Below are 23402 nucleotides of genomic sequence, written 5' to 3' on the forward strand. Positions count from 1 at the left end.
TGCAGACGGGGCCGCTGATAGCCAAGCCGCCGGACAATGGCGAAATCCATTCCCGTGAGCGCGCAAAGCCCGTAAACCTCGCCCCCATGATTCACGGTCTTTCCCGTCTCGGCTTCGGCGTCTCGGGCGCTCACGGCACGCCGCTGGTACCAGCGCAGACCACGCGCCGGCTGATCGCGCGCGCGTTCGAGGGCGGCGTGCGGGTGTTCGACGCGGCGCCCGCCTATGGCGCGGGCGAGGCGGAACGCCGTCTGGGCCGGGCCTTGCGCGACCTGCCTCGCGATCAGGTCTTTGTGTGCACAAAGGCGGGGATAGCCAGCGAGGGTGTCTCCGAGCGGTTGCGGGATTTCTCGCCCGCCGGCATCGAAACCAGCGTGCACGCCAGCCTGTCGCGGCTGGGGGTGGAGGGCGTGGACGCCCTGTTCCTGCACGGGCCGGACCCGTATGAGCTGACGGATGAGCTGTTCGCCCGGCTCGCCGCGCTGAAATCAGCGGGCGCCTTCGCGGCGCTGGGCGTCACCGGTCTGGGGCCGGAGCTGGATGCAGCCATCGCGTCGGGGCGGTTTGATCTGATGATGACGCCCGTGCACCCGTTCATCAATGCGCGCGAGGAGGCGCGTCTGGCGTCGGCGCGGGCGCGTGGCATGGCGGTGATCGCGATCCAGAGCGCCGGCGACACGCCCCCGCCCCGGCGCATGCCCCGCCAGCCGGCGGACCTGTATGCGCTGGCGCGCGCCCTGCGTCCCGCCACCCCCGGCCGGGGCCGCGTCGCTCCGGTGGAGGGCGTGCGCGCTGCGCTGGCGCGCGCGGAAGTCGACACAGTGCTGATCACGACCACGCGGCGCGCCCATCTCGACGCCCATCTGGCGGCCTGCGCCAGCGCTGGCGGAACGGGTTGGGCCCGCGCGCCGCAGGCTGCGCCGATGGCACAGGTCAATCTTGCTGAAGAAGCGGCTCCGCCAGAGGTCGCCGCACCCGCAGACGACGTCACGGCGCCGGAGCCTGACGCTGACACGGCCCTGCCCGCCTTCGCCTTTCCCGCACCGACGCGCGCCGCCGGGTTGGCGCGGCTGGAGGCGTTCACACCCGCCATGGGGGGCGTTTACGCCGCGCACCGAAATGAGGACCGGGGACCGCACGACCGCTCCAACGTCTCAGCCTTGAGCGCGCATGTGCGCCGCCGGATCATCCGCGAAGACGAGCTGGTGCGCGCCGCCATCGACGCCCACGGGCTGGAGGCGGCCGAGGCCTTCATCGGGGAGGTGTGCTGGCGCACCTACTGGAAAGGCTGGCTGGAGATGCGGCCCTCCGTGTGGGCCGACTACCGCGCCGGGCTGGCGGGCGATCTGGACGTGCTGAAGCGCGATGGCGCGATGGCGCAGCGCTACGCCGCCGCTATCGAAGGCCGCACCGGGCTGGACTGCTTTGACGCCTGGGCGCACGAGCTCAACGAGACCGGCTATCTGCACAATCATGCGCGCATGTGGGCGGCGTCGATCTGGATCTACACGCTGGACCTGCCCTGGCGCCTGGGCGCGGACTGGTTCCTGCGCCATCTCATCGACGCCGACCCGGCGTCGAACACGTTGAGCTGGCGCTGGGTGTGCGGACTGCACACGCCGGGCAAGACCTATCTGGCGCGCGCGGGCAATATCGCCCGCTTCACCGGTGAGCGCTTCAAAGTGAGGGCGCCTGATCTCGCCGCCGAGGCGCCGCCTCTGGCCGTGGACCCGGGCCATCCCCCGCCCGTCCCGCTGGCGCCGGGCGCGCAGCCCGATGCCGATGCGCCCGCCTTCCTCCTGATCACCAGCGAAGACCTTCACCCGGAAAGCTGGGGCGTGGAGGGGCTGGATTTGCGCGGCGCGGCGACGCTGGATACGTCCGCCGCCCTCAGCCCGCTGCCTGTCGGAGAGGCCGCCAACGCCTTCACCCGCGCCGCGTTTGAGGACGCAAGCCAGCGCGCTGCGAGCGTGTTCGGCTTTGCGGTCAGCGAAGCGGCGGACATGGAGGCGGTCATTGCGCTCGCCCGCAAGGCGGGCGCGCGCCAGATCATCACCCAGCGCCCCTGTCAGGGCCCGGCCCGCGACGTGCTTGATTCGGCGGCGCCGGCGCTGGAGGCCGCCGGTTTGACCCTGTGCGAATTGCGCCGGGACTGGGACAGCGCCTTCTTTCCGTACGCGGACAAGGGCTTTTTCAGATTGAAGAAGGCGATTCCGCGCGTGCTGGACGCGCTTGGTCTCATCACGGGCGCGGGTGCGCCCGGATGACAAATCGCCCCGGCCCCGCTAAGCCATAAGGGTCTGGCCGCGCGTGCGCTCCGGTCCGGCGCGGAGCGAGGTGGCGGGATGCAGACTGATCTGCTGGCGAAACTGAAGGCGCTTGCCGAGCCCTCGCGCCTGCGCATCGTGTCGCTGCTGTCCCAGGGCGAAATGACGGTGAGCGAAATCATCCAGGTGCTGGGCCAGAGCCAGCCGCGCGTGTCGCGCCACCTGAAGCTGCTCGCGGACGCGGGATTGTGCGAGCGCTTTCCCGAAGGCGGCTGGGTGTTCTACCGGCTGGTGCGCACCGGACCGGTCTCGCGGCTGGCCGCGCTGATCGAGGATTTCACCGATACTGACGACCCCCAGGTGCAGCGTGACCGCCAGCGCCTCAGCGAGCTCAAACGCCTGCGCGCCCAGAGCGCCGAACGGTTTTTCGAGGCCGCCGCCGCGCAATGGGCGCAGATTCGCTCCATGCATTTCTCTGAAGGCGCGGTGGAGACCGAGCTGGTGCGGCTGGTCGCCGGGCGGCGCTTCAAAAGCCATGTGGATGTGGGCACGGGCACGGGCCGCATGCTGGAGCTGTTCAGCGCCCAGGCCGATGAAGGCATGGGCGTGGATCTGTCGCGCGAAATGCTGTCGGTGGCGCGCGCCAAGCTGTCCGAAGCCGGATTGAGCACGCGCTTCGTGCGCCAGGCGGACGCCTCGGCCTTGCCGGTGGAAGATGGCGCAGCCGACCTCGTCACGGTGCATCAGGTGCTGCATTATCTCTCCGACCCGCGCGAGGCGGTGCGCGAATGCGCGCGCGTGCTGGCGCCGGGCGGCGTGTTGCTGATCGTGGATTTCGCCGAGCACCGCCACGAGGCCCTGCGCGTGGAGCATCATCACCGGCATCTCGGCTTCCCCCCCGCCCAGGTCACCGGCTGGTTGACCGGCGCCGGGCTCGACCTCAAACAGCTTGTCACGCTTGAGCCCGAAGGCATCAAGGGCGGGCTGACCGTACTGATCTGGGCCGCCGAACACCGGCAGGACTGACATTCTGGAGCGCCGCCCATGACCCTCGCTACTCTGACCGCCCACGCTGACCGCCTCGCCAGCGCGGACATGAGCGGCCTGATCGCGCAGCCGGGCCGCGATGACGCGCTGGTGGTGGAGGCCGCCGGACTGGTGTTTGACGCCCGCCGCCAGCGGATCGATCTGGAGGCCTGGGCCGGCCTGCTGGGCGCCGCCGCCGAGGCCCGAATCCCGGACGCCTTCGCGGCCATGATGCGCGGCGACATCGTCAACACCACGGAAGGCCGCCCGTCTTTGCACGCCGCCTGCCGCAATCCGGACCGGCTCGCGGACAAGGCGCTGGCGGACCGGCTGCGCGACGCCCGCGCGCGCACCGCCGCCTTTACGGATGCGACTGAAGCGCCTGATGCGATGGACGGTCATCCCTTGCGGCGCATCATCAATATCGGCATTGGCGGGTCGGATCTGGGGCCGCGCTTCATCTATGACGCGCTGAAAGCCTGGCGGCGCGAGGGGGTCGAAGCGCGCTTCGTGTCCAATCTCGACCCGGCCGATCTGGACGATGCGCTGGAGGGCGCTGAGGCCGAGACCACGCTGGTGGTCATCGTGTCGAAATCCTTCACCACCCAGGAAACCCTGATGAACGGCCAGGCCGCGCGCGACTGGCTCGCCGCACGGCTGGGCGAGGCGGGCGCCAATGCGCGCCTGTGCGCCGCCACCGCGGCGCCAGACAAGGCGGCGGCATTCGGCGTGGACAAGGCGCGCATCTTCCCGTTCGAGGACGGGGTGGGCGGTCGCTATTCGCTGTGGTCGCCGGCGGGGATCGCCATCGAGCTGGCGGTGGGCTCGCGGGTCTATACGCGCCTGCTGCACGGCGCACGGGTGATGGACGACCATGTGATTGACGCGCCGCCCGGCGCCAATATGGCCATCGCCAAAGGCCTGGTGGACGCGTGGAACCGGGCCGCGCGCAGGCTCCCCTCGCGCTGCGTCACGGCGTATTCCTCTCGGCTGGAGCGCCTGCCTGCCTATCTGCAGCAGCTGGAGATGGAAAGTCTGGGCAAGTCGGTGACGCACGGCGGCGAAGCCCTCGCCCCGGCCCATTCCGGCGCGCTGGTCTGGGGCGGGCGCGGCTCGGACCTGCAACACTCGGTCTTTCAGTGGCTGCATCAGGGTCAGGACGAGGCGCCGGTGGATTTCATCGCCCTCAAGGACGCGGTCTTCATGGAAGACCCGCGCGCCCGCGCCCTCAACGCCAATCTGGCCGCCCAGGGCGCGGCGCTGACCACCGGACGCTCCGGCGAGGGCGCACTGGCCGCTCACAAGGCCATCGCCGGCGGGCGGGCGAGCAGCACGATCCTCCTGCCCGGCCTGAGCCCGGAGAGCCTGGGCGCGCTGGTCGCTCTGCATGAGCATAAAGTCGCAGTGGAAGCCACGCTTTACGGTCTGAACCCGTTTGACCAGTGGGGGGTGGAGCTGGGCAAGGCGCTTGCCCGTGACCTGCTTTCCGGCGACACGGGCGGCTTCGATCCCGTTGCGCTGGACCTCGCCCGCCGTCTGGGGCTGGACGCCTCCTAGGCGTTCGCTTCCTCGGCGCGAATCCGCTTATAAGCGCGCTCAAGACCGGCTCTTGACGAAGGCTCGCCCATGACACGCACGCCCGCTCTCCCCCCTCTGGACAATGCCGCGATCCAGCCGCTGGCCGACGCCATCCGCGCCCTCGCCATGGACGCGGTGGAAGCCGCCAAATCCGGCCACCCGGGCATGCCCATGGGGATGGCGGACGCCGCCGCGGTCCTGTGGACGCGCCACATCAAATTCGACCCCGCCGATCCGGCCTGGCCGGACCGGGACCGGTTCGTCTTGTCAGCCGGTCACGGCTCCATGCTGGTCTATTCCATCCTGAACCTGATCGGGGTGGAGGGTGTGACGATGGAGGAGCTGAAAAACTTCCGCCAGCTCGGCTCCAAAACGCCGGGCCATCCCGAATACGGCCATACGCCGGGCGTGGAGACCACCACCGGCCCGCTGGGCCAGGGCATCTCCACCGCCGTGGGCATGGCGCTGGCAGAGCGTATGCTGAACGCGCGCTATGGCGATGATCTGGTCGACCACCACACTTTCGTCATCGCGTCCGACGGCGATCTGCAGGAAGGCGTCAGCCAGGAAGCCATTGCGCTGGCCGGTCACTGGAAGCTGAACCGCCTGGTGGTCTTGTGGGACGACAACTCCATCTCCATCGATGGCTCCACCGATCTATCCGACACCACTGACCACGGCGCGCGCTTTGAAAGCGCGGGCTGGACCGTGATGCACGTGGACGGCCATGACGCGACGGCGGTGGATGCGGCGCTGACAAAGGCGCGCGCCAGCGACAATCCGGTGCTGATCGCGTGCAAGACCATTATCGGCAAGGGCGCCCCCACCAAGGCGGGCACAGCCGGATCCCACGGTTCACCGCTGGGCGCGGACGAGATCGCCGGCGCCCGCAAGGCCATGGGCTGGACCCATGGCGCGTTCGATATTCCGGACGCCGTCTATGACGGCTGGCGGACGGTGGGCGAGCGCGGCGCGCAGGCCCGCGCGGCGTGGACCGCGCGCCATGCGAAAGCCGCGTCGCGGGCCGAGTTTGACGCGCAGCTGTCCGGTGACACGCCCAAAGCCGCGCTGGACGCGCTGGACGCCCATATCGCCAAACTCATGACCGACAAGCCGGCGCTGGCCACCCGCGCCGCGTCGGGCAAGGCGATTGAAAGCTTCTGGGACAAAATCCCCGGCCTGACCGGCGGATCGGCGGACCTCACCGGTTCGGTCAATACGCTGGTGAAGGGGCAAAGCCCGCTCAGCGCCGGCAATTATGCTGGCCAATACATCCATTACGGCGTGCGCGAGCATGGCATGGCCGCCGCCATGAACGGCATGGCGCTGCATGGTGGGGTCCGTCCCTATGCCGGGACCTTCCTGGTGTTCTCCGACTATTGCCGTCCGGCGGTGCGCCTGTCGGCGCTGATGAACCAGCCGGTGATCTATGTCTTCACCCACGATTCCATCGGGCTGGGCGAAGACGGCCCCACCCACCAGCCGGTTGAGCATCTCTCCGCCCTGCGCGCCATCCCCAATCTGGCGGTGTTCCGCCCTGCCGACGCGGTGGAGGCGGCGGAAGCCTGGCGTGTGGCGCTGGAGCGCCGGGACGGGCCGACCTGCCTGATCCTGTCACGCCAGAAGACGCCGCATTTGCGCACGGGTGACGGCTCGAAGAATCTCAGCGCGCGCGGCGCCTATGTGCTGAGCGAGGCGGACGGGACGGCTCAGGTAACCCTGATCGGCACCGGCACAGAGACCGCGCTGGCGCTGGAAGCCCAATGCCTCCTGAAAGAGCGCGGCGTGGACGCCCGCGTGGTGTCCGCGCCCAGCGTCGAGACCTTCCTGGCCCAGGACAAGGGGTATCGCGACAGCGTGGTCGATCCGGCTCTGCCCGCCGTGGCGGTGGAGGCCGGGATACGCTGGGGCTGGGACGCGCTGATCGGACGCGCGGGCGGATTTGTCGGCATGACCGGCTTTGGCGCGTCGGCGCCGGCCGAGGCGCTTTACGATCATTTCGCCATTACAGCGCAGGCTGTGGCGGCTGAGGCCCTCAAGCGGGTATAAGCGCATACCGCCGCCCGCAGCAAACACGGATCGCTCATGAGCGTGCTCGAAGCCATGGCCGAGGACGGCCTCGACCTGAATGACACCGAAGCGCTGATCGCCTTCGTGGCCGACGCCCACCCGGTGGATGCGGCGGCGCTGCTGGACGAGCTGGAGCCGGAACAGGCGCGCGATCTTCTGATGGCCCAGACGCTGGATCATCAGACCGAGATATTCGGCTATCTCTATGGCGACACCCAGGAGGCGCTGGCGCTGATCCTGGAGCGCGCCAAGCTGGTCGAAATCGTCAGCGAGATGAACTCCGACGACCGGGCCGACCTTTACAACCGCCTGACCGAAGACCAGCGCGCGGCGCTGATGCCCGGGCTGGCGCGCGCCGAACGTGAAGATATCCGCCGCCTGGCCTCTCACGAAGAGGGCACGGCCGGCGCGATCATGACCTCGGACTACGCCACGCTGGGTCTGGAACTGACGGCGGGCGAAGCCATCGATTCCCTGCGCAAGGAAGCGCCGGACAAGGAAACCATCTACCGCGCCTATGTGGTGGACGACGAGCGCAAGCTTTTGGGTTCGGTGCGCCTTCAGGCGCTGATCCTCGCCTCGCCGGACACCCCGATCGCCGACCTGATGGAGCGCGGCGCGCTGGTGGTGCGTCTGGAAGAGCCTCAGGAGGAAGTGGCCCGCAAGATCGCGCGCTATGACGTGCTGGCCATCCCGGTCATCAACGAGTCCGGAGAGCTGGTCGGCATCGTCACCCATGACGACGCGATCGACGTGGTCGAGGCGGAGGCCACCGAGGACTTCCACAAATTCGCCGCCGCCGGCGCCATCGGGGAAAGCGTGCGCGATGCGCCGATCTTCACCCTCTACCGCAAGCGCATCGTCTGGCTGGTCATCCTGGTTTTCGCCAATCTGTTCTCCGGCGCCGGCATCGCGGTGTTTGAAGACACTATCGCCGCCTATGTGACGCTGGTGATTTTCATGCCGCTGATCATCGGTTCAGGCGGCAATGCCGGGGCGCAAGGCGCAACGCTGATGGTGCGCGCCCTGGCCACGGGCGACGTCGTGATGAAGGACTGGGGCGTGCTGCTGGGCCGCGAATTGCTGGTGGCGGCCATGCTGGGCGGGACCATGGCGCTGGCTGTGGCGCCGATCGGCTATGCGCGCGGCGACATGGGAATCGCGCTCGTGGTGTCGATCTCTATGGTGATCGTGGTGCTGGTCGGCAGCCTGATCGGGATGAGCCTGCCCTTCTTGCTCAGCCGCCTGAAGGTCGATCCGGCGACCGCCAGCGCGCCGCTGATCGCCACCATCGCCGACGTAATGGGCATACTGGTCTACTTCTCCATCGCCACGGCGATTCTGTTCTGATCCGGGCTGTTATCCTCGCAAATCTAACATTTCATGTTCGATTTGCGAGGTTGTGACGCTTCAAGCCATTGTTTTTATTGAACAGACCTAAACCCGCTGCGCGTGGCCGAAGGCGAGGAGACGGGCGATGGCGTCGCGGGCCTTGTCCTCGCCCAGCAGGGCGAAATCGGCGGCGCTGACAGTCTCCCCCGCCACAAAACGCTCCAGCGCCGGACCGGCGGCCAGATCAATCATCACCGGCCCGCCGGGTCCTGTGACCGCGATATGGCCGTCGTCTTCCGCCAGATGCAGCGCGATCAGCGGACGCCGGCGCACTTGCGTCGAATCCTTGACCGCGCCGCCGGCAAGGGCGCCGCTGGTGTCGGGCGTGCGGCTGGTTACGAATTCATCGGCGAACAGGGCGATCACCGAGGCGATGTCAGCCTCGGCCTCGACCTGGCGCAGCGCCTTGGAAAAGCGGATGTGAAACGCCTTCGGATCAGCATCGCGGTGAAAGCCTGGCGGCAAGGCGCGGCGCAATTCCGGCAGGCGCAGGGCAGCCTCCGACACCGCTTCGAGCAGGAAGTCCGCCCAGGTGCGGGTGATCACGCCGGTGGTGATGTGCAAAGACGGCCCCTCCGAGCCCTCATTCACCGCGTCATGCATCAGCCCGCGCGGCACGTAGAGCACGTCGCCGGGCTTCAGGATCAGCTCCCGGCTCGGCTCCCCGGCGGCATACTGGCCCGGGGTGAAGCGTTCGCCGCGATAGGGCGCGCCCACCGGCGAGTCATACAGCCGCCAGCGTTTCTCGCCCTCCACCTGGAGGACGAACACGCAATGATTGTCATAATGGGTCTGGAACCCCTGGGCGTTGGGCGGGGTGAGGTAGATATTGGTCTGCACATGGGCGGACAGATCCGCCTCGAGCGCCCGGCACAGATCGGCCAGCGCGCGCACGCGGGTGTGCAGCTGGGGCAGGATCAGGGTCGCGCCCTGCTGGAACAGACGCGCGGCCTGCCCCCGGTCCAGCACGCCCTGGCGGTTGATATAGGCGCTTTCAGCCAGCTTGGGCTCGGCGCGGGCCATGGAGGCCTCGCCCTCGCGAAACACCTCGTCGGCCAGGCGGCGGTCAATGTCGGCGGTGGAAATCAGGGCGCGGAACCGGCCCGGATCGCGCCCGGGCACGTGCAGCGCGCGCTGCTCGTAGATCGCATCAAGGAAACCCGCCGCATCCTGCGGCGCGATCAACCCGGCAAGCCCGAACGGGCCGGACGCGGCGTCCATGATCAGCAGCGCCGCCCCTGACCACCCGGATCGGCCCAGGGGCCGGAATCAGAGTCCGAACAGGACCGCGATCCGCCCCGGCCATAATTGGCGCGGTCGGCATAGGACCCGCTGTCATTATCGGTGATGCCGGTATAGCCCGGCTCATACCCGCCGCAGCGCACGCCCTGCCCGCCCGGATCGGCGTAGCGCCCGCTATCAGCGTCAGAACAGGCCCGTCCGCCGCCGGAGCCGCGTCCGTGACCGTAATTGGCGCGATCAGCATAGGCGCCGCTATCGTTATCGGTGAAGCCGGTATAGCCCGGCGCATACTGTCCGCAGCGGCGGCCCTGACCGCCCGGATCGGCATACGTCCCGCTATCGGCGTCGGTGCAGCTTGAACCGTAACCGGGAGCGGCGCTGTATCCGCCCGACCGGCCATGGCCGACAGCGTCAAAGGGATCGGAATCGGTGACGCCCGTATAGGGACCCGTGGCGCATCCGGTCAGTCCGGCTGCGCCGAGCGCAACACCGCCGCCGGCAACGCGCGCCAGAAACGAGCGCCGCGTCAGTGGTCGGAACTTTCCCATGCTGGCCCCCCAAGCTGCAACATGCTGACTTTACGGCGCGGTTTGCGGTCTGGCGAGTGAAAAAATTGCCGGTGAGCGCCTTCCATCCCTGGTGTCTGAAACCGCACGCGCAGGAGTGAACAAGCCGGGCTATGCTGTGGATATGAGCGCAGCGATTCGCATTCTCGGCGTCGATCCCGGTCTCAACGCCACGGGCTGGGGGCTGATTGATCAGTCCGGGTCGCGGCTGACCCTTGTGGCCTATGGTGTGATCCGCGCGCCGTCGCGCGCGCCCATGGCGCAGCGGCTGTGCGCCATCTACGACGCGCTGGACGCCCTGATCGCCGAACATGGTCCCCATGAAGCCGCCGTCGAGGACCAGTTCGTCCACGTCAATCCGGCAAGCGCCCTGAAACTCGGGCAAGCGCGCGCCGCGGCCATGCTGGCGCCCGCGCGGGCCGGACTGACCGTGGCCGAATACGCGCCGCGCCTGGTCAAGAAGGCGGTGGTGGGCACCGGCGCGGCGGACAAGGCCCAGGTGGCGGCCATGGTGTCGATCATCCTGCCCGGCGCCAAAGCCGAAGCCGACGCCGCCGACGCGCTGGCCGTCGCGATCTGTCATGCCCATCACCGGCGCTCGGCCGGGATGGTTTCAGCAAGGGCAGCGTCATGATCGGCAAGCTCAAAGGCATGGTGGACGCGGTCGGCGAGGAAGAGGCCGTCATCGATGTGGCCGGGGTGGGCTATCTCATCCATGCCGGAGCGCGGACGCTTTCGCGTCTCAGCCCCGGCGCGGCGGTGAGCGTGCATGTGGAGACCTATGTGCGCGAAGACGCGCTGAAACTCTTCGCCTTCCTCACCGATGCCGAGCGGGCCTGGTTCGTGCGATTGCAATCGGTGCAGGGCGTGGGCGCGCGCCATGCGCTGGCCATCCTCGACGCGATTGCGCCGGGCGAGATTGAAAGCGCCGCGGCGCTGGGCGACACCTCGGCGTTCTCCCGCGCCAAGGGCGTCGGCCCCAAGCTCGCCCAGCGCATCGCGGCGGAGCTGAAAGACAAGGCGCCCCCGGCGGGCCGTACGCTGGGCGGGGGCGCGGCGCTGGCGGCGTCTGCCGGTTCAACCGCGCCGTCCGCGCCCGCCGCCCCCGCCGCCAGCGCCGCGCGCGAAGCGGCGGTCTCGGCCCTGATCAATCTGGGCTATGGCGAAAGCGACGCCCGCCGCGCCGCCGCCCAGGCCCTGCGCGATCTGGGCGATGAGGCCGGCGAAGGGGCGCTGATCAAAGCTGCTCTGAAGGAGCTGGCGCGATGAGCGAACCCGACCGCATCATCTCGCCCGAGGATCAGGCCGGGGACGGGCGGGACAAGGCGTTGCGGCCTTTGTCATTTGGCGATTTCGTGGGCCAGACGGCGGCGATTTCGAATCTCAAAGTGTTTGTCGACGCCGCCGGCCGGCGCGGCGAGGCGCTGGACCATGTGCTCCTGTCCGGCCCGCCGGGTCTGGGCAAGACCACGCTGGCCCAGATCGTCGCGCGCGAGCTGGGCGTGGGTTTTCGCGCCACCTCGGGGCCGGTGATTGCGCGCGCCGGCGATCTGGCGGCCATCCTGACCAATCTGGAGCCACGCGACGTCCTGTTCATCGACGAGATCCACCGCCTGCAGCCCATTGTGGAGGAAATTCTCTACCCGGCCATGGAGGATTTCGCGCTGGATCTGGTGATCGGCGAGGGACCCAGCGCGCGCACGGTGCGCATCGACCTGCCGCCCTTCACCCTGATCGGCGCCACCACGCGGGCCGGCCTCTTGGCCACGCCCCTGCGCGACCGGTTCGGCGTGCCGGTGCGGCTGGAGTTTTATGACGCCGCAGAGCTCGCCCATATCGTGGCGCGCGGCGCCGGCAAGCTGGGCGCGGCCATGACCCAGGACGGCGCCATGGAGATCGCCCGGCGCGCGCGCGGCACGCCGCGCGTGGCGGGCCGGCTGCTGCGCCGGGTGCGTGACTTTGCCGAATCCGATGGATCACCGGTCATCGACCGCGCTGTGGCCGACGCGGCGCTGGCGCGTCTGGAAGTGGATGTGCTGGGCCTCGACAGCCTGGACCGGCGCTATTTGCGGGTGCTGATCGAGAGCTTTGCAGGCGGACCGGCGGGCGTGGAGACGCTGGCCGCCGCCTGCGCCGAGGCGCGCGATGCGCTGGAGGATGTGGTCGAACCCTTCCTGATCCAGCAGGGCTTCATCCAGCGCACACCCAGAGGCCGGGTCGCCGCCGCACGCGCCTGGCGCCATCTGGGGCTGGAGCCGCCGCGTACCGGGCCTGATCTGTTTGGAGACGCGCCGTGACCCCGGACGCCGGCCAGTGGCGCGAGGGCGCGCACCGCCTGCCGGTTCGGGTCTATTACGAGGACACGGATTTTACCGGCGTGGTGTATTACGCCAATTATCTCAAATTTCTGGAGCGCGGCCGCACCGACGCCCTGCGCACCGCCGGGGTGTCCCATAGCGATCTTCTGGAGCTGGACACGCCGCTGGGTTTCGCGGTGCGGCGCATCACCGTGGACTATATCGCCCCGGCGCGCATCGATGACGCGCTGGTGGTGGAGACCCGGTTCACTGAAGCCCGCGGCGCCCGGCTGGCGGTCTCCCAGCGCATCCTCAAAGAGGGCGCCGTCCTCATCACCGCGCAGGTCGAAGCCGCCTGCATCGATCTCGCCGGACGGCCAAAGCGCCTGCCCGCCGCCACACGGGATTCACTGGCGCGGCTGATCGGCACGCCGCTAGGCGCCTGAGCCCGCGCCCAAGCGCAGCAGCGTTAAGCCTTTTTCCCTTAAATCGCCGCATTCAGACGCGTTCATGCGGGCCAATCGCAAGCCTGCAGCTTGGCGCGCGGCTTGCACGCGGTTACACAGCTTGACGGCGCCGCCGGGGGGCGCCGCCGCCATCGCCAATACGCGCCGCGTCCGGCGCGCCAAACAGGGGTCTGGTCGATCATCATGGAAAGCGTCGCCGTCGAACTGGCCAGCCCGCAGGGCGAGCTCACCATTCTCTACCTGTTCATGCGCGCCGACATCATCGTGAAAATCGTGATGGGCATTCTGGTCTTCATGTCGATCTGGTCCTGGGCCATCGCCATTGAAAAGGCCATGGAGCTCAATCGCGCCCACGGCCGCGCGGTCAAGTTCGAGAACGATTTCTGGTCCGGCGCGTCGCTGGATGATCTGGCCAAGCGCTATGCCCGCGATCCCAAGGAGCCGTTCGGCCGGGTGCTGGCGGCGGCCTTGCGCGACTGGGACGGCTTCTCGGTGGCCAAGAGCGGCGGGGCGGAAGCTAACCGCGAATTGTCCAGGATGGAAAAGGGCCTGGGCATTCTGGCCTCCATCGGGTCGTCAGCGCCGTTCATCGGTCTGTTCGGCACGGTGTGGGGCATCATGAACGCCTTCCGCGCGATCGCGACGGCCGAGAATACTTCGCTGGCCGTGGTGGCGCCCGGCATCGCCGAGGCGCTGTTCGCTACAGCGCTCGGCCTGATTGCGGCGATCCCGGCGGTGATCTTCTTCAACGCGCTGAGCTCCAATCTGGGCAAGTACGCCGCCAGGCTCGAAGGCTTTGTCGACGATCTGACCGCGCTCGCCAGCCGGGAGGGCTAGAGCATGGGCGCGCGTATGGACTCAGGCGGGCGCTCCGGCGCCGGGCGGCGGCGCTGGAAGCCGAACGCAGAGATCAACGTCACGCCGTTCGTGGACGTGATGCTGGTGCTGCTGATCGTGTTCATGATCTCGGCGCCGCTACTCACCGTGGGCATCGAGGTGGACCTGCCCGACACCGAAGCACGCGCTATGACCACGTCGGAAGAGCCGCTGACCATCACCATCCAGCCCGACGGCACGATTTTCCTGATGGAGACTGCGGTGAGCTATGACGAGCTCGGCCCGCGTCTCCGGGCGATCGCGGGCGCGGGCGCGCAGACGCGCGTTTATATCCGCGCCGATCAGGGCGTGGCCTATGGCGAGGTGGTGCGGGTGATGGCCCGGGTGTCGGCGTCCGGCTACCCGAATATCGGGCTCGTCACAGACCCGGTCCGCGACTAGGAGCGCACCATGCGCCAGGCCCTCGGATTCATCGTGTCGGCCTTGCTTCACGTGGCCCTGGTGGCGACGGGCTTCATCTATTTTCCGCAAGCGGCGCGCTATGCCTCGGACTCGGTGATCCTGCCCGTCGAGCTGGTGACGCTGGCCGATGTGACCAATGTGCGCGCTGCGCGCCCCGAGCCCGAGCCGGTCCTGCCTGAACCGGAGCCGGAACCCGAACCGGTCGCGCCGGAGCCGGAGGCGCAACCTGAACCGGAAACCCAGTCCGAACCCGTGCCGCTGCCGCCCGAGCCGGAGCCGGAGCCTGAACCCGAGCCTGTTCAGCCAGAGCCGGAGCCGGAACCTGAACCGGAGCCCGTGCAGCCGCCTGCGCGCCAGCCTGACCCCGAGCCCGAGCGGGGGCTGGATCTGGATGATCTGTCGCGCCTTGTGGACCGTTCACGCCAGGAGAGCCGGGCGGGCGCTGCCGAGGAGGGCGAGACCCGGCGCGGCGCCGGCGAGGGCACGGCCATGACCGCCACTTTGCAGGACATGCTGCGCAGCCAGATTGCACGCTGCACCCGCTCCAATGCCGATGCGCCGTCCAACATGGATCTGCGCGTGGTGGTGGAGCTGCGCCTGGAGCGCGACGGGTCCCTGTCGAGCCCGCCGCGCCTGCGCGATGAATCGCGCGTAATGAACTCGTCCAACCCGTTCCTGCGGGTGGCCGGCGAGCGCGCCGTGCGCGCCGTTATCGATTGCCAGCCCTATCGCCTGCCGCCTGAAGCCTATTCGCAGTGGCGCCTTCTTGAAGTCAATGTTGACACCCAGGGTATCCGATAGCGCATGCTTCCCCGTCCTCAAGTCCGGAGCCGCCTCATGATCATCGCCCTCCTTGCCCGCTTCGCGGCCCTGCTGGCCGCCCTCGCCTTGCTGGGTGCACCCGCCTTCGCCCAGGGCCCGCTGCGGGTGGATGTCACGGACGGCCACCTCGATCCCATGCCGGTGGCGATCCCTGACTTCATCGGCGCAGACGGGCGGGCGGCGGACGCCGGCGCGCAGATCGCGCGGGTGATCAATAATAATCTGGGCAATACGGGCCTGTTCACGCCGGTGGATTCAGACGCCTTCATCGAGACCATCGAAAACATCGATCTGCGCCCGCGCTTTGGCGACTGGCGGGTGATCAACGCCCAGGCCCTGCTCACCGGGCGCGTCACCATTGACGGTGAAGACCGCATGCAGATCGCCTTCCGCCTGTGGGACACCGCCACCGAGCAGCAATTACTGGGGCTTCAATTCGCCACCACGCCGGACAACTGGCGGCGCATTGCGCACAAGGTCTCCGACGCGGTCTATGAGCGCCTGACCGGCGAGCAGGGCTATTTTGACTCGCGCATCGTCTATGTCGCCGAATCCACCGGCTCGGACGGCCAGACCCTGCGCCGGCTGGCGGTGATGGATCAGGACGGGGCCAATCCGTCGCTTCTGACCGACCGCTCCTTCATGGCGCTTTTGCCCAATTACTCGCCCGGCGCCCAGCAGATCACCTTCGTCGCCCAGCGCGAAGACGGGCGCAATATGAGCTATCTCTACGATCTGGCGACGGGCCGGCGCGAATCCCTGTTTGAAGGCGGCGGGCCGTCGATCAGCGCCGGGGGCCAATCCCTGGCGCCGCGCTTCGCGCCGGACGGGCGCTCGTTGCTGGTGGCGGCCGAGCGTCATGGCTCGCACCATATCTTCCGCTATGACCTGCGCAGCCGCATCCTGCGCCAGATCACCAGCCACCCCGCCGACGATGTCTCGCCCTCGCCCGCTCCGGACGGTACGCAGATCGTGTTCTCCTCCAACCGCTCTGGCCGCTCCCAGCTCTATGTCATGGACGCCGATGGCGCGAATGTGCGCCGGATCACGTTTGGCGAAGGCCAGTATTACGCTCCGGCCTGGTCGCCGCGCGGCGATCTGGTCGCCTTCGTGCGCCAGCAATCGGGCGGGCGCTTCGCGCTGGGCGTGGTGCGGGCCGATGGCTCTGGCGGCGAACGCATCCTTTATGAGGGCTATTTCGTGGACAGCCCGACCTGGGCGCCCAATGGACGCATTCTGGCTTTCACCCGGGGCGATTTCGACCGCGACGGCACGCAATATTCCATCTGGAGCGTGGATCTGGCCGGCTTCAACCTGCGCCGCCTGCCCACCCAGGGCGCGGCGTCCGATCCGGCCTGGTCGCCCTTGATCGAATAGGGTTTGCATGCAACTGTTTTTGGGCTTGGGCGTTGTCGAGGGGAATTGCGCGCAGGCCCGGATTTCGGATACAAGCGCGCGCCTTGCTGCCTCGGCCTGCAGGCTTCGAGAGGGATAACAAACATGATACGCCTCACCTTCGCCGCCGTCGCCGCCCTTGGCCTTCTGGCCTCGGCTTGCGCCAGCCGTCCTGAACCCGACCCCGACCCGCGCCCGGTCGAGCGGGACATTGTCACGCCTGACACCCGCGACGTCGAGCCGGACGGCCCGACGCCGGGCAGCACCGCTCACTTCGAGGCGACCGCGGGCGACCGGGTTTTCTACGGCTATGACCGTCACGACCTGACCAATGAAGCGCGCGAAACGCTTCGCCGCCAGGCCGCGTGGCTGGCCAGCTACCCGAACACCCGCGTCCTGATCGCCGGCAATGCCGACGAGCGCGGCACGCGTGAATACAACCTGGCCCTCGGCGCCCGCCGGGCCAACGCCGCGCGCGACTTCCTGGTCGCCCAGGGCGTGGACCCGTCGCGCATCCAGACCGTCTCGTATGGCAAGGAGCGGCCGACCTGCCGCCAGTCCACCGAACAGTGCTGGTCGGTCAACCGGAACGCCACCACGGTGATCCAGGCCGGCGCGGTTTCCTAAGCTCCGCACCGGTTTTCGACGCCTGCAACGCGCCCGCAAGCGACCGCTTGCGGGCGCTGTGCTGTCCGGGATCCGGCGGCGCCTTGATTTCGCCGCGCCAGCGCGGACACTGTCGCGCCTGACCGCCTGCCGCCCTGCCGAATTCGGAGACCGCCATGCTGCGCGCCGCCCTGCCTGCCCTCTTTGTGCTCCTGTCCATTGCGCTCGCCGCGCCTGCGGAGGCCCAGAGCCGGCGCGAATTGCAAATGCGGCTCGATAATCTCGAGGCGCGCCTGGCCCAGCTTGAAACCGGCGCGGAAGCGGGCGATCCGCTGGCGGAGAGGTTGTTATCGCGTCTCGACGCACTGGAGCGCGAACAGCGCGTGCTGACCGGCGAAATCGAGCGGCTCAACTATGAAAATCGCCAGCTGCGCCAGACACTGGAAGAGCTTCAGCGCGCCCCGGCGCCGATGCCCGCCGATGAGGCCGGGGTGCTCGGCGCTGACGAGATTGATCCGGACGATCCGTTCGGCGATGTGCGGGCCGAAACCGTCCAGCCGCTGCGTCTGCCGGAGCAGAACTCTCTCGCCGGTGAAGCTGCCGCGCCCCGGTCCGCGGGCGACCCGGATCAGGTCTTCGCCCGCGCCCGCACCCGGCTGCTGGACGGCGACTTCGCCGGCGCCCGCGACGGGTTCCAGGCCTTCACCAACCAGCACGGCGACCATCCGCGCGCCAGCGAAGCCTGGTACTGGCTGGGTGAAACCCATTTCGTGAACGGCGATCTGCAGGACGCCGCCGACGCCTATATCGCCTCGCTGCGCGCCGACCAGCGCGGCGAACGCGCGCCGGATGCGCTGGTGCGGCTGGCCGCCTCTTTCGCCGGTCTGGGCCAGACCGGCCGCGCCTGCCAGCTTCTGGGCTCGTTCGCGCGCGAGTATCCCGACGCCAGCGAGGATGCGCGCCGCCGCGCCGAGCGGGAACGGTCGCGCACCGGCTGCTGACCGCAAGGGGCTGACAGGCCGGTGACGAGCTATGCTCAGCGCAAGGCCGGGGGCCGGGACGGGCTTGTCCTGGCGGCGGGATTTTCCGGAGGCGGGGATTCCACCGCGCTGCTGATTGCCCTTCGGGCGGCGTGGCCGGATGCCATCCTGCACGCCCTCATCGTCGATCACCGCCTGCGCCCGGACAGCGCCGCCGAGGCCGGGCTTGCCGCCCGGCGCGCACAGGCGCTCGGCGCGACCCCCCATATTCTCGTCTGGGATGCACCCCGGCCGGGTCAGGGTGCAGCCCGCATGGCCCGTCACCGGCTGATGGCGCTGGCCTGCCGGCGCCTGGGCGCGCGCGTCCTGTGCCTGGGCCATACGCTCGACGACCGGATCGAGACCTTGCGCATGCGCGCGGCGCGCGATGGCGGCGGGCGCACCCTCGCCGCCATGGGACCGGTCAGCGCCTCGCCGGTGTGGCCGGAGGGACGGGACCTGACGATCGTGCGGCCGCTGCTGGCGCTGCGCCGCAGCGGCTTGCGCACGGCGCTGCAGCGGCTGAAGGCGGACTGGATCGAGGACCCCTCCAACGCCGACCGCCGCCATGAGCGGGTAAGGGTGCGCCAGTCCCCGCTCAGCCCAGCAGAAGAGGTCGCCCTGCTGGACGTCGGCGAAGCGGCGCTCGCGCTGGCGGCGCAGAGAGGGGCCGCTGCGGCGTCCCTGATTGACCGGGCCTGCGAGGACACCCCATGGGGCGGCGTCCGGATGTCTCCCGGCGCACTGTCAGACGGGGACGCCGCTGTGCGCCTGCGCGCCGTGTCGGCCATCCTGACGGCTGTGTCCGGCGCCGCGGCGGAGCCCGGACCGGAACTGGTGCGGCGCTTTCTGGCGGCGCTGGACAATCAGCGCGCCATGACCGGGGCAGGCGTCCATCTCACGCCGTCGGGCGTCATGGGCCGCGACCCCGGCGCGGCGGGACGGGCGGACGGCGCGCCCCGTGTCGCGCCCCTGCAGCTTGCGCCCGGCGAGACAGGTGTGTTCGACGGCCGGTACGAGGTGACAGCGGCCTGTCCCATCCGCCTGGAGCTTCTGGGCGCGCGCCGGCCCGGGCTTGGCGAAGCGGCGGCGCCGGGCGTTCTGCGCCCGGGATTGATCCTGACCGAGACCGCCGCAGGCCCGGTTCTGGCGGGCGCTGAGGGCGTGGGACGATGGCTGCTACGCGAACGGGAGCGCAGTCTGACGCTTCCGCCCGCGCTCCCGGCGTGGTTTGATGCAAGAGACGCACAGGCGCGCGCAGACGCCGCACTGGAGATCGGGCCTGTGCAGACCCATATCTGAAGCTTAAGGCGGTTCGCCGCCGAGCCTGTCCGAGCCGGCTCGACTGGCGGACACGACGCGCGAAGGACACAAGCAACGTCATGAACATGCGCAATATTCTCGTCTGGGCGGTTCTGCTCATCCTGCTTCTGGCTCTGTTCAATATGCTGCAGGGCCCGGCGCGCGAGCCTGCCGCTACCGAGGTCAATTATTCCGATTTCCTGGATCAGGTTGAAGCCGGCCAGATCCAGTCCGTGACCATTCAGGGCGATGTGATCAATGGCGAGACCACCAATGGCGGCGAGTTCCGGACAGTGATCCCGGGCGATGCGCGGGTGTCCGATGCGTTGCGAGCCTCCAATGTGGAGATCACCGCGCGCTCGGCCAGTGACGGCGGCATGGGCTTCTGGGGCCTGATCCTGGGCTGGTTCCCGATGCTGCTTCTGATCGCGGTGTGGATTTTCTTCATGCGCCAGATGCAGGGCGGCGGCCGCGGCGCCATGGGGTTCGGCAAATCCAAGGCCAAGCTGCTGACCGAGAAATCCGGCCGGGTCACGTTTGACGATGTGGCCGGCGTGGACGAAGCCAAGGAAGAACTGCGCGAAGTCGTGGAATTCCTCAAGGACCCCTCGAAATTCCAGCGCCTGGGCGGCAAGATTCCCAAGGGCGCTTTGCTGGTCGGCCCTCCGGGCACCGGCAAGACGCTGATCGCGCGCGCCGTCGCGGGCGAGGCTGGCGTGCCGTTCTTCAGCATTTCAGGCTCGGACTTTGTGGAGATGTTTGTCGGCGTCGGCGCGAGCCGCGTGCGCGACATGTTCGAGCAGGCCAAGAAGAACGCTCCGTGCATCATCTTCATCGACGAGATCGACGCTGTGGGCCGGTCGCGTGGCGGCGGCATGGGCGGCGGCAACGACGAGCGCGAACAGACCCTCAACCAGCTTCTGGTGGAGATGGACGGGTTCGAGGCCAATGAAGGCATCATCATCATCGCCGCGACCAACCGGGCCGACGTGCTGGACAAGGCGCTGCTGCGCCCGGGCCGTTTCGACCGCCAGGTCCACGTGCCCAACCCGGACGTGACGGGCCGGGAGAAAATCCTGAAAGTGCACATGCGCGAAGTGCCGCTGGCCGCCGATGTGGACGCCAAGACCATTGCGCGCGGCACGCCGGGCTTTTCCGGCGCGGATCTGGCCAATCTGGTCAACGAAGCCGCCCTGCTGGCGGCCCGGCGCAACAAGCGCGTCGTGGGCATGGCCGAGCTGGAAGACGCCAAGGACAAGGTCATGATGGGCCCTGAGCGCCGCTCCATGGTGCTCACCGACGACCAGAAGGAAAAGACCGCCTATCACGAGGCCGGCCACGCCATAGTCGGCCTGAATCTGCCGCTGTGCGATCCTGTCTACAAGGCCACGATCATCCCGCGCGGCGGCGCGCTGGGCATGGTGGTGTCCCTGCCTGAAATGGACCGGCTCAACTGGCACAAGGACGAGTGCGAGCAGAAGCTGGCCATGACCATGGCCGGCAAGGCCGCCGAGGTTCTGAAATACGGCGCAGAACACGTCTCCAACGGGCCGGCGGGCGATATCCAGCAGGCGAGCGCTCTGGCCCGCGCCATGGTGCTGCGCTGGGGCATGTCGGAGAAGATCGGCAATATCGACTATTCCGAAGCCCATGAAGGCTATACCGGCCACACGGGCGGCTTCTCGGTGTCTGCCGAAACCAAGCGGGTGATCGAGGAAGAGGTCAAGCGCCTCATCGAAGACGCCTATGTCCGTGCGGTGCAGATCCTGGAAGACAAGCGCGAGGACTGGGAGCGCCTGGCCCAGGGCCTTCTGGAATACGAAACCCTGACCGGGGCGGAGATCACCAATCTGCTCAAGGGCGAGCCGCCGGTGCGCGACACGACCGTGCCGCCCAAAACCGACGCCAGCGAGCCGCCCTCGGGCGCGGTGCCGGAAGTCGCCGATGACGAGGACGATGTCGCCGCCCCCGGCGGTCTGGGACCCAAGCCCGGCCTCGCCTGAGGCGCGGCGACGTCCAACGCACAAGGCCCGCGCCCCGCACGGCGCGGGCCTTTTTCATTGCCACACAGCCCTGATCGCGCTTCAAACGCACCCATGATCACCCCCTTCGCCCCCCGCTCCCCCGCCCGCCCTCTGGTGATGGGCGTGGTCAATGTGACGCCGGACAGCTTTTCCGATGGCGGGCGCTTTGCGGGCCCGGATGCGGCGTGCGAGCACGCCCTCACCCTCATGGATCAGGGCGCCGACTGGCTGGATATTGGCGGCGAGAGCACACGGCCCGGCGCGCAGCCCGTCAGCGAGACCGAGGAGATGGACCGGGTCCTGCCCGTCATCGAGGCGGTCCGCGCCGCGCGGCCGGGCGCCCTGATCTCCATCGACACCATCAAGCCCGGCGTAGCCGGCGCGGCCATCGGAGCGGGCGCCTCCCTGTGGAATGATGTCAGCGCGCTTCGCACGGACGGTGCGCTGGAGATGGCGGCGGGCCTCGGGCGCCCGGTCTGCCTCATGCACATGCAGGGCGAACCGCGCACCATGCAGGATGCGCCGCGCTATGACGATGTGGTCACCGATGTGGCGCGGTTTCTGGGCCAGCGCGCAGGCGCGGCCATGGCGGCCGGCGTGGCGCGCGAGCATATCCTGCTCGATCCCGGCATCGGGTTCGGCAAGACGCTGGCGCATAATCTGGCGCTCTTGGGCGCGCTGGAGCATTTCGCCGGGCTGGGCTTGCCCATCCTGGTGGGCGCCTCGCGCAAGCGCTTCATCGCCGGCATTGATCCGACTGCGACCGAACCCGCCGACCGGCTGGGCGGATCGCTGGCGGTGGCGCTGCACGCGGCGCGCGCCGGGGTGGCCATGGTACGCGTCCATGATGTGCGCGAGACGGTCCAGGCGCTGGACGTTCAGGCCGCGATCCTGGATGCACGCCAGTGACGCGCGTGGCGCCGGAGACCCTCGGCGAGTTCAAGGCGCTGGGCTGCGACGAGATCATCGATGTGCGCTCGCCGGGCGAGTTTGCCGAAGATCACATGCCCGGCGCGCTGAGCCTGCCGGTGCTGGACGATGCCGAGCGGGCTCGGGTGGGCACGATTTATGTGCAGGAAGACCCGTTCCTGGCGCGCAAGATCGGCGCGGCGCTGGTGGCGCGCAATACGGCGGACCATATCGAAAACGTGTTGTCATACCGTCCCGGCGGCTGGCGCCCGCTGGTCTATTGCTGGCGCGGCGGCCAGCGCTCGCGCGCCTTCGCGACCATATTGTCGGAGATCGGCTGGCGGGTCAGCGTGCTCGACGGCGGGTATCAGCGCTATCGCCGCGCCGTCCGCCAGCGCGTCTATGACGCGCCCTTCCCGGCGCCGCTGATCCTCATCGACGGCGATACCGGCGCGGCCAAGACAGCGGTGCTGGATCGGGTGCGGGCGCTGGGCGGGCAGGTGATTGATCTGGAGGGCCTCGCCCATCATCGCGGCTCGCTGTTCGGCGCCCTCACCGCGCCCCAGCCGAGCCAGAAAGCCTTTGAAAGCGCGCTCGCCGCCGCCATCGACGCGCTGGACCCGGCCCGGCCCGTGCTGGTGGAAGCCGAATCCAGCAAGATCGGCGCGCGCATCCTGCCCCCCGCCCTGTGGAGCGCCATGGCCGATGCGCCGCGCCTCGTCATCAGCGCCCCGCTGGAGGCCCGCGCCGCCTATCTCGCCCGCGCCTATGGCGATATCGCCGATGATCCCGCGCGGCTCGACGATCTCATCTCCCGCCTGCAACCCTTCCACGCCAAGGCGCTGATCAGTGAATGGCGCACCCTCGCCGCAGACGGCGCGCTGGAAGCCCTCGCCGCCAGTCTGATGGAAGAGCACTACGACCCGCGCTACGCCCGCCAGCGCGAACGGTTCGAGCCCCATGTGCGCGGGCGGTTCGAGGCGCAGAGGCTGGATGGGGAGAACCTGGACGCGCTGGCGCGGGCGGTGTTGGCGGCGATGGGGGGGTAGGGGGTGATTATCCTGCCTCCATCCAGGGAAAGGAAACCGATCCTGCCTTCCCGGCCGACCGCAGGGAGCGCC

The 23402-nt window shown here is 68.9% G+C and carries 20 protein-coding genes and 1 pseudogene; 19 read left to right on the forward strand and 2 right to left on the reverse strand.

Annotated elements, in window-relative coordinates; translation table 11 throughout:
- Positions 1 to 86: 86 nt before the first annotated feature.
- From L2D01_14670 to mgtE, 5 genes are all read left to right on the forward strand, one after another.
- A complete protein-coding gene (locus tag L2D01_14670) occupies positions 87 to 2267 on the forward strand; it encodes an aldo/keto reductase (protein WBQ10110.1) in 2181 nt (726 codons plus the stop codon).
- Positions 2268 to 2345: 78 nt separating this feature from the next.
- Complete coding sequence (locus L2D01_14675; GenBank protein WBQ10111.1) at positions 2346 to 3293, forward strand: metalloregulator ArsR/SmtB family transcription factor; 948 nt, start codon at positions 2346 to 2348, stop codon at positions 3291 to 3293.
- Between the two features lie 18 nt (positions 3294 to 3311).
- Positions 3312 to 4850, forward strand: a complete 1539-nt coding sequence (gene pgi, locus L2D01_14680; protein ID WBQ10112.1) for a glucose-6-phosphate isomerase — start codon at positions 3312 to 3314, stop codon at positions 4848 to 4850.
- A 69-nt stretch (positions 4851 to 4919) separates the two neighbouring features.
- Complete coding sequence (gene tkt, locus L2D01_14685) at positions 4920 to 6920, forward strand: transketolase (protein ID WBQ10113.1); 2001 nt, start codon at positions 4920 to 4922, stop codon at positions 6918 to 6920.
- 36 nt (positions 6921 to 6956) lie between these two features.
- Entirely contained in the window at positions 6957 to 8291 is a 1335-nt protein-coding gene (gene mgtE / locus L2D01_14690; GenBank protein WBQ10114.1) for a magnesium transporter, read from the forward strand.
- Between the two features lie 87 nt (positions 8292 to 8378).
- Here mgtE and L2D01_14695 read toward each other — a convergent pair whose 3' ends face one another.
- Together L2D01_14695 and L2D01_14700 are read right to left on the reverse strand one after the other, a co-directional pair.
- On the reverse strand, positions 8379 to 9554 hold the full coding sequence (locus L2D01_14695) for a cupin domain-containing protein (protein WBQ10115.1): 1176 nt from the start codon (positions 9552 to 9554) through the stop codon (positions 8379 to 8381).
- Positions 9555 to 9556: 2 nt separating this feature from the next.
- Positions 9557 to 10123 (reverse strand): twin-arginine translocation signal domain-containing protein, encoded by a 567-nt coding sequence (locus tag L2D01_14700; protein ID WBQ10116.1) that lies wholly within the window; start codon positions 10121 to 10123, stop codon positions 9557 to 9559.
- Positions 10124 to 10265: 142 nt separating this feature from the next.
- Between L2D01_14700 and ruvC the strand changes: the two genes are divergently transcribed.
- The 14 genes and pseudogenes from ruvC to mnmH all read left to right on the forward strand — a co-directional run bounded on the left by ruvC (position 10266) and on the right by mnmH (position 23330).
- Complete coding sequence (gene ruvC / locus L2D01_14705; GenBank protein ID WBQ10117.1) at positions 10266 to 10775, forward strand: crossover junction endodeoxyribonuclease RuvC; 510 nt, start codon at positions 10266 to 10268, stop codon at positions 10773 to 10775.
- On the forward strand, positions 10772 to 11410 hold the full coding sequence (gene ruvA, locus L2D01_14710) for a Holliday junction branch migration protein RuvA (GenBank protein WBQ10118.1): 639 nt from the start codon (positions 10772 to 10774) through the stop codon (positions 11408 to 11410). The genes ruvC and ruvA overlap by 4 nt, the downstream gene beginning before the upstream one ends.
- Positions 11407 to 12438: a Holliday junction branch migration DNA helicase RuvB gene (gene ruvB, locus L2D01_14715; GenBank protein ID WBQ10119.1), complete on the forward strand. Its 1032-nt coding sequence runs from the start codon at positions 11407 to 11409 to the stop codon at positions 12436 to 12438. The genes ruvA and ruvB overlap by 4 nt, the downstream gene beginning before the upstream one ends.
- The gene (gene ybgC / locus L2D01_14720; protein WBQ10120.1) at positions 12435 to 12884 is read left to right on the forward strand and encodes a tol-pal system-associated acyl-CoA thioesterase; all 450 of its coding nucleotides are present in this window, start codon (positions 12435 to 12437) and stop codon (positions 12882 to 12884) included. The genes ruvB and ybgC overlap by 4 nt, the downstream gene beginning before the upstream one ends.
- Positions 12885 to 13088: 204 nt before the next feature.
- The gene (locus L2D01_14725; protein WBQ10121.1) at positions 13089 to 13742 is read left to right on the forward strand and encodes a MotA/TolQ/ExbB proton channel family protein; all 654 of its coding nucleotides are present in this window, start codon (positions 13089 to 13091) and stop codon (positions 13740 to 13742) included.
- 3 nt (positions 13743 to 13745) lie between these two features.
- A complete protein-coding gene (locus L2D01_14730; protein WBQ10122.1) occupies positions 13746 to 14183 on the forward strand; it encodes a biopolymer transporter ExbD in 438 nt (145 codons plus the stop codon).
- 9 nt (positions 14184 to 14192) lie between these two features.
- A complete protein-coding gene (locus L2D01_14735; protein ID WBQ10123.1) occupies positions 14193 to 15005 on the forward strand; it encodes a hypothetical protein in 813 nt (270 codons plus the stop codon).
- A 36-nt stretch (positions 15006 to 15041) separates the two neighbouring features.
- Positions 15042 to 16403 carry a Tol-Pal system beta propeller repeat protein TolB gene (gene tolB / locus L2D01_14740; GenBank protein WBQ10124.1) on the forward strand — a complete coding sequence of 454 codons (1362 nt, stop codon included), beginning with the start codon at positions 15042 to 15044 and terminating at the stop codon, positions 16401 to 16403.
- 123 nt (positions 16404 to 16526) lie between these two features.
- Positions 16527 to 17048 (forward strand): peptidoglycan-associated lipoprotein Pal, encoded by a 522-nt coding sequence (pal, locus tag L2D01_14745; protein ID WBQ10125.1) that lies wholly within the window; start codon positions 16527 to 16529, stop codon positions 17046 to 17048.
- A 155-nt stretch (positions 17049 to 17203) separates the two neighbouring features.
- On the forward strand, positions 17204 to 18028 hold the full coding sequence (gene ybgF / locus L2D01_14750) for a tol-pal system protein YbgF (protein ID WBQ10126.1): 825 nt from the start codon (positions 17204 to 17206) through the stop codon (positions 18026 to 18028).
- Positions 18029 to 18049: 21 nt separating this feature from the next.
- Positions 18050 to 19348, forward strand: coding sequence for a tRNA lysidine(34) synthetase TilS (gene tilS, locus L2D01_14755; GenBank protein WBQ10127.1), 1299 nt, complete (start codon positions 18050 to 18052; stop codon positions 19346 to 19348).
- A gap of 80 nt (positions 19349 to 19428) precedes the next feature.
- Positions 19429 to 21228: pseudogene (gene ftsH, locus L2D01_14760) on the forward strand (ATP-dependent zinc metalloprotease FtsH).
- A gap of 216 nt (positions 21229 to 21444) precedes the next feature.
- A complete protein-coding gene (folP, locus tag L2D01_14765) occupies positions 21445 to 22281 on the forward strand; it encodes a dihydropteroate synthase (protein ID WBQ10128.1) in 837 nt (278 codons plus the stop codon).
- Positions 22278 to 23330 (forward strand): tRNA 2-selenouridine(34) synthase MnmH, encoded by a 1053-nt coding sequence (mnmH, locus tag L2D01_14770; GenBank protein WBQ10129.1) that lies wholly within the window; start codon positions 22278 to 22280, stop codon positions 23328 to 23330. Before folP ends, mnmH begins: the two co-directional genes overlap by 4 nt.
- Positions 23331 to 23402: the final 72 nt, after the last annotated feature.

Source organism: Hyphomonadaceae bacterium ML37 (assembly GCA_027627685.1).
Lineage (GTDB): Bacteria > Pseudomonadota > Alphaproteobacteria > Caulobacterales > Maricaulaceae > Oceanicaulis.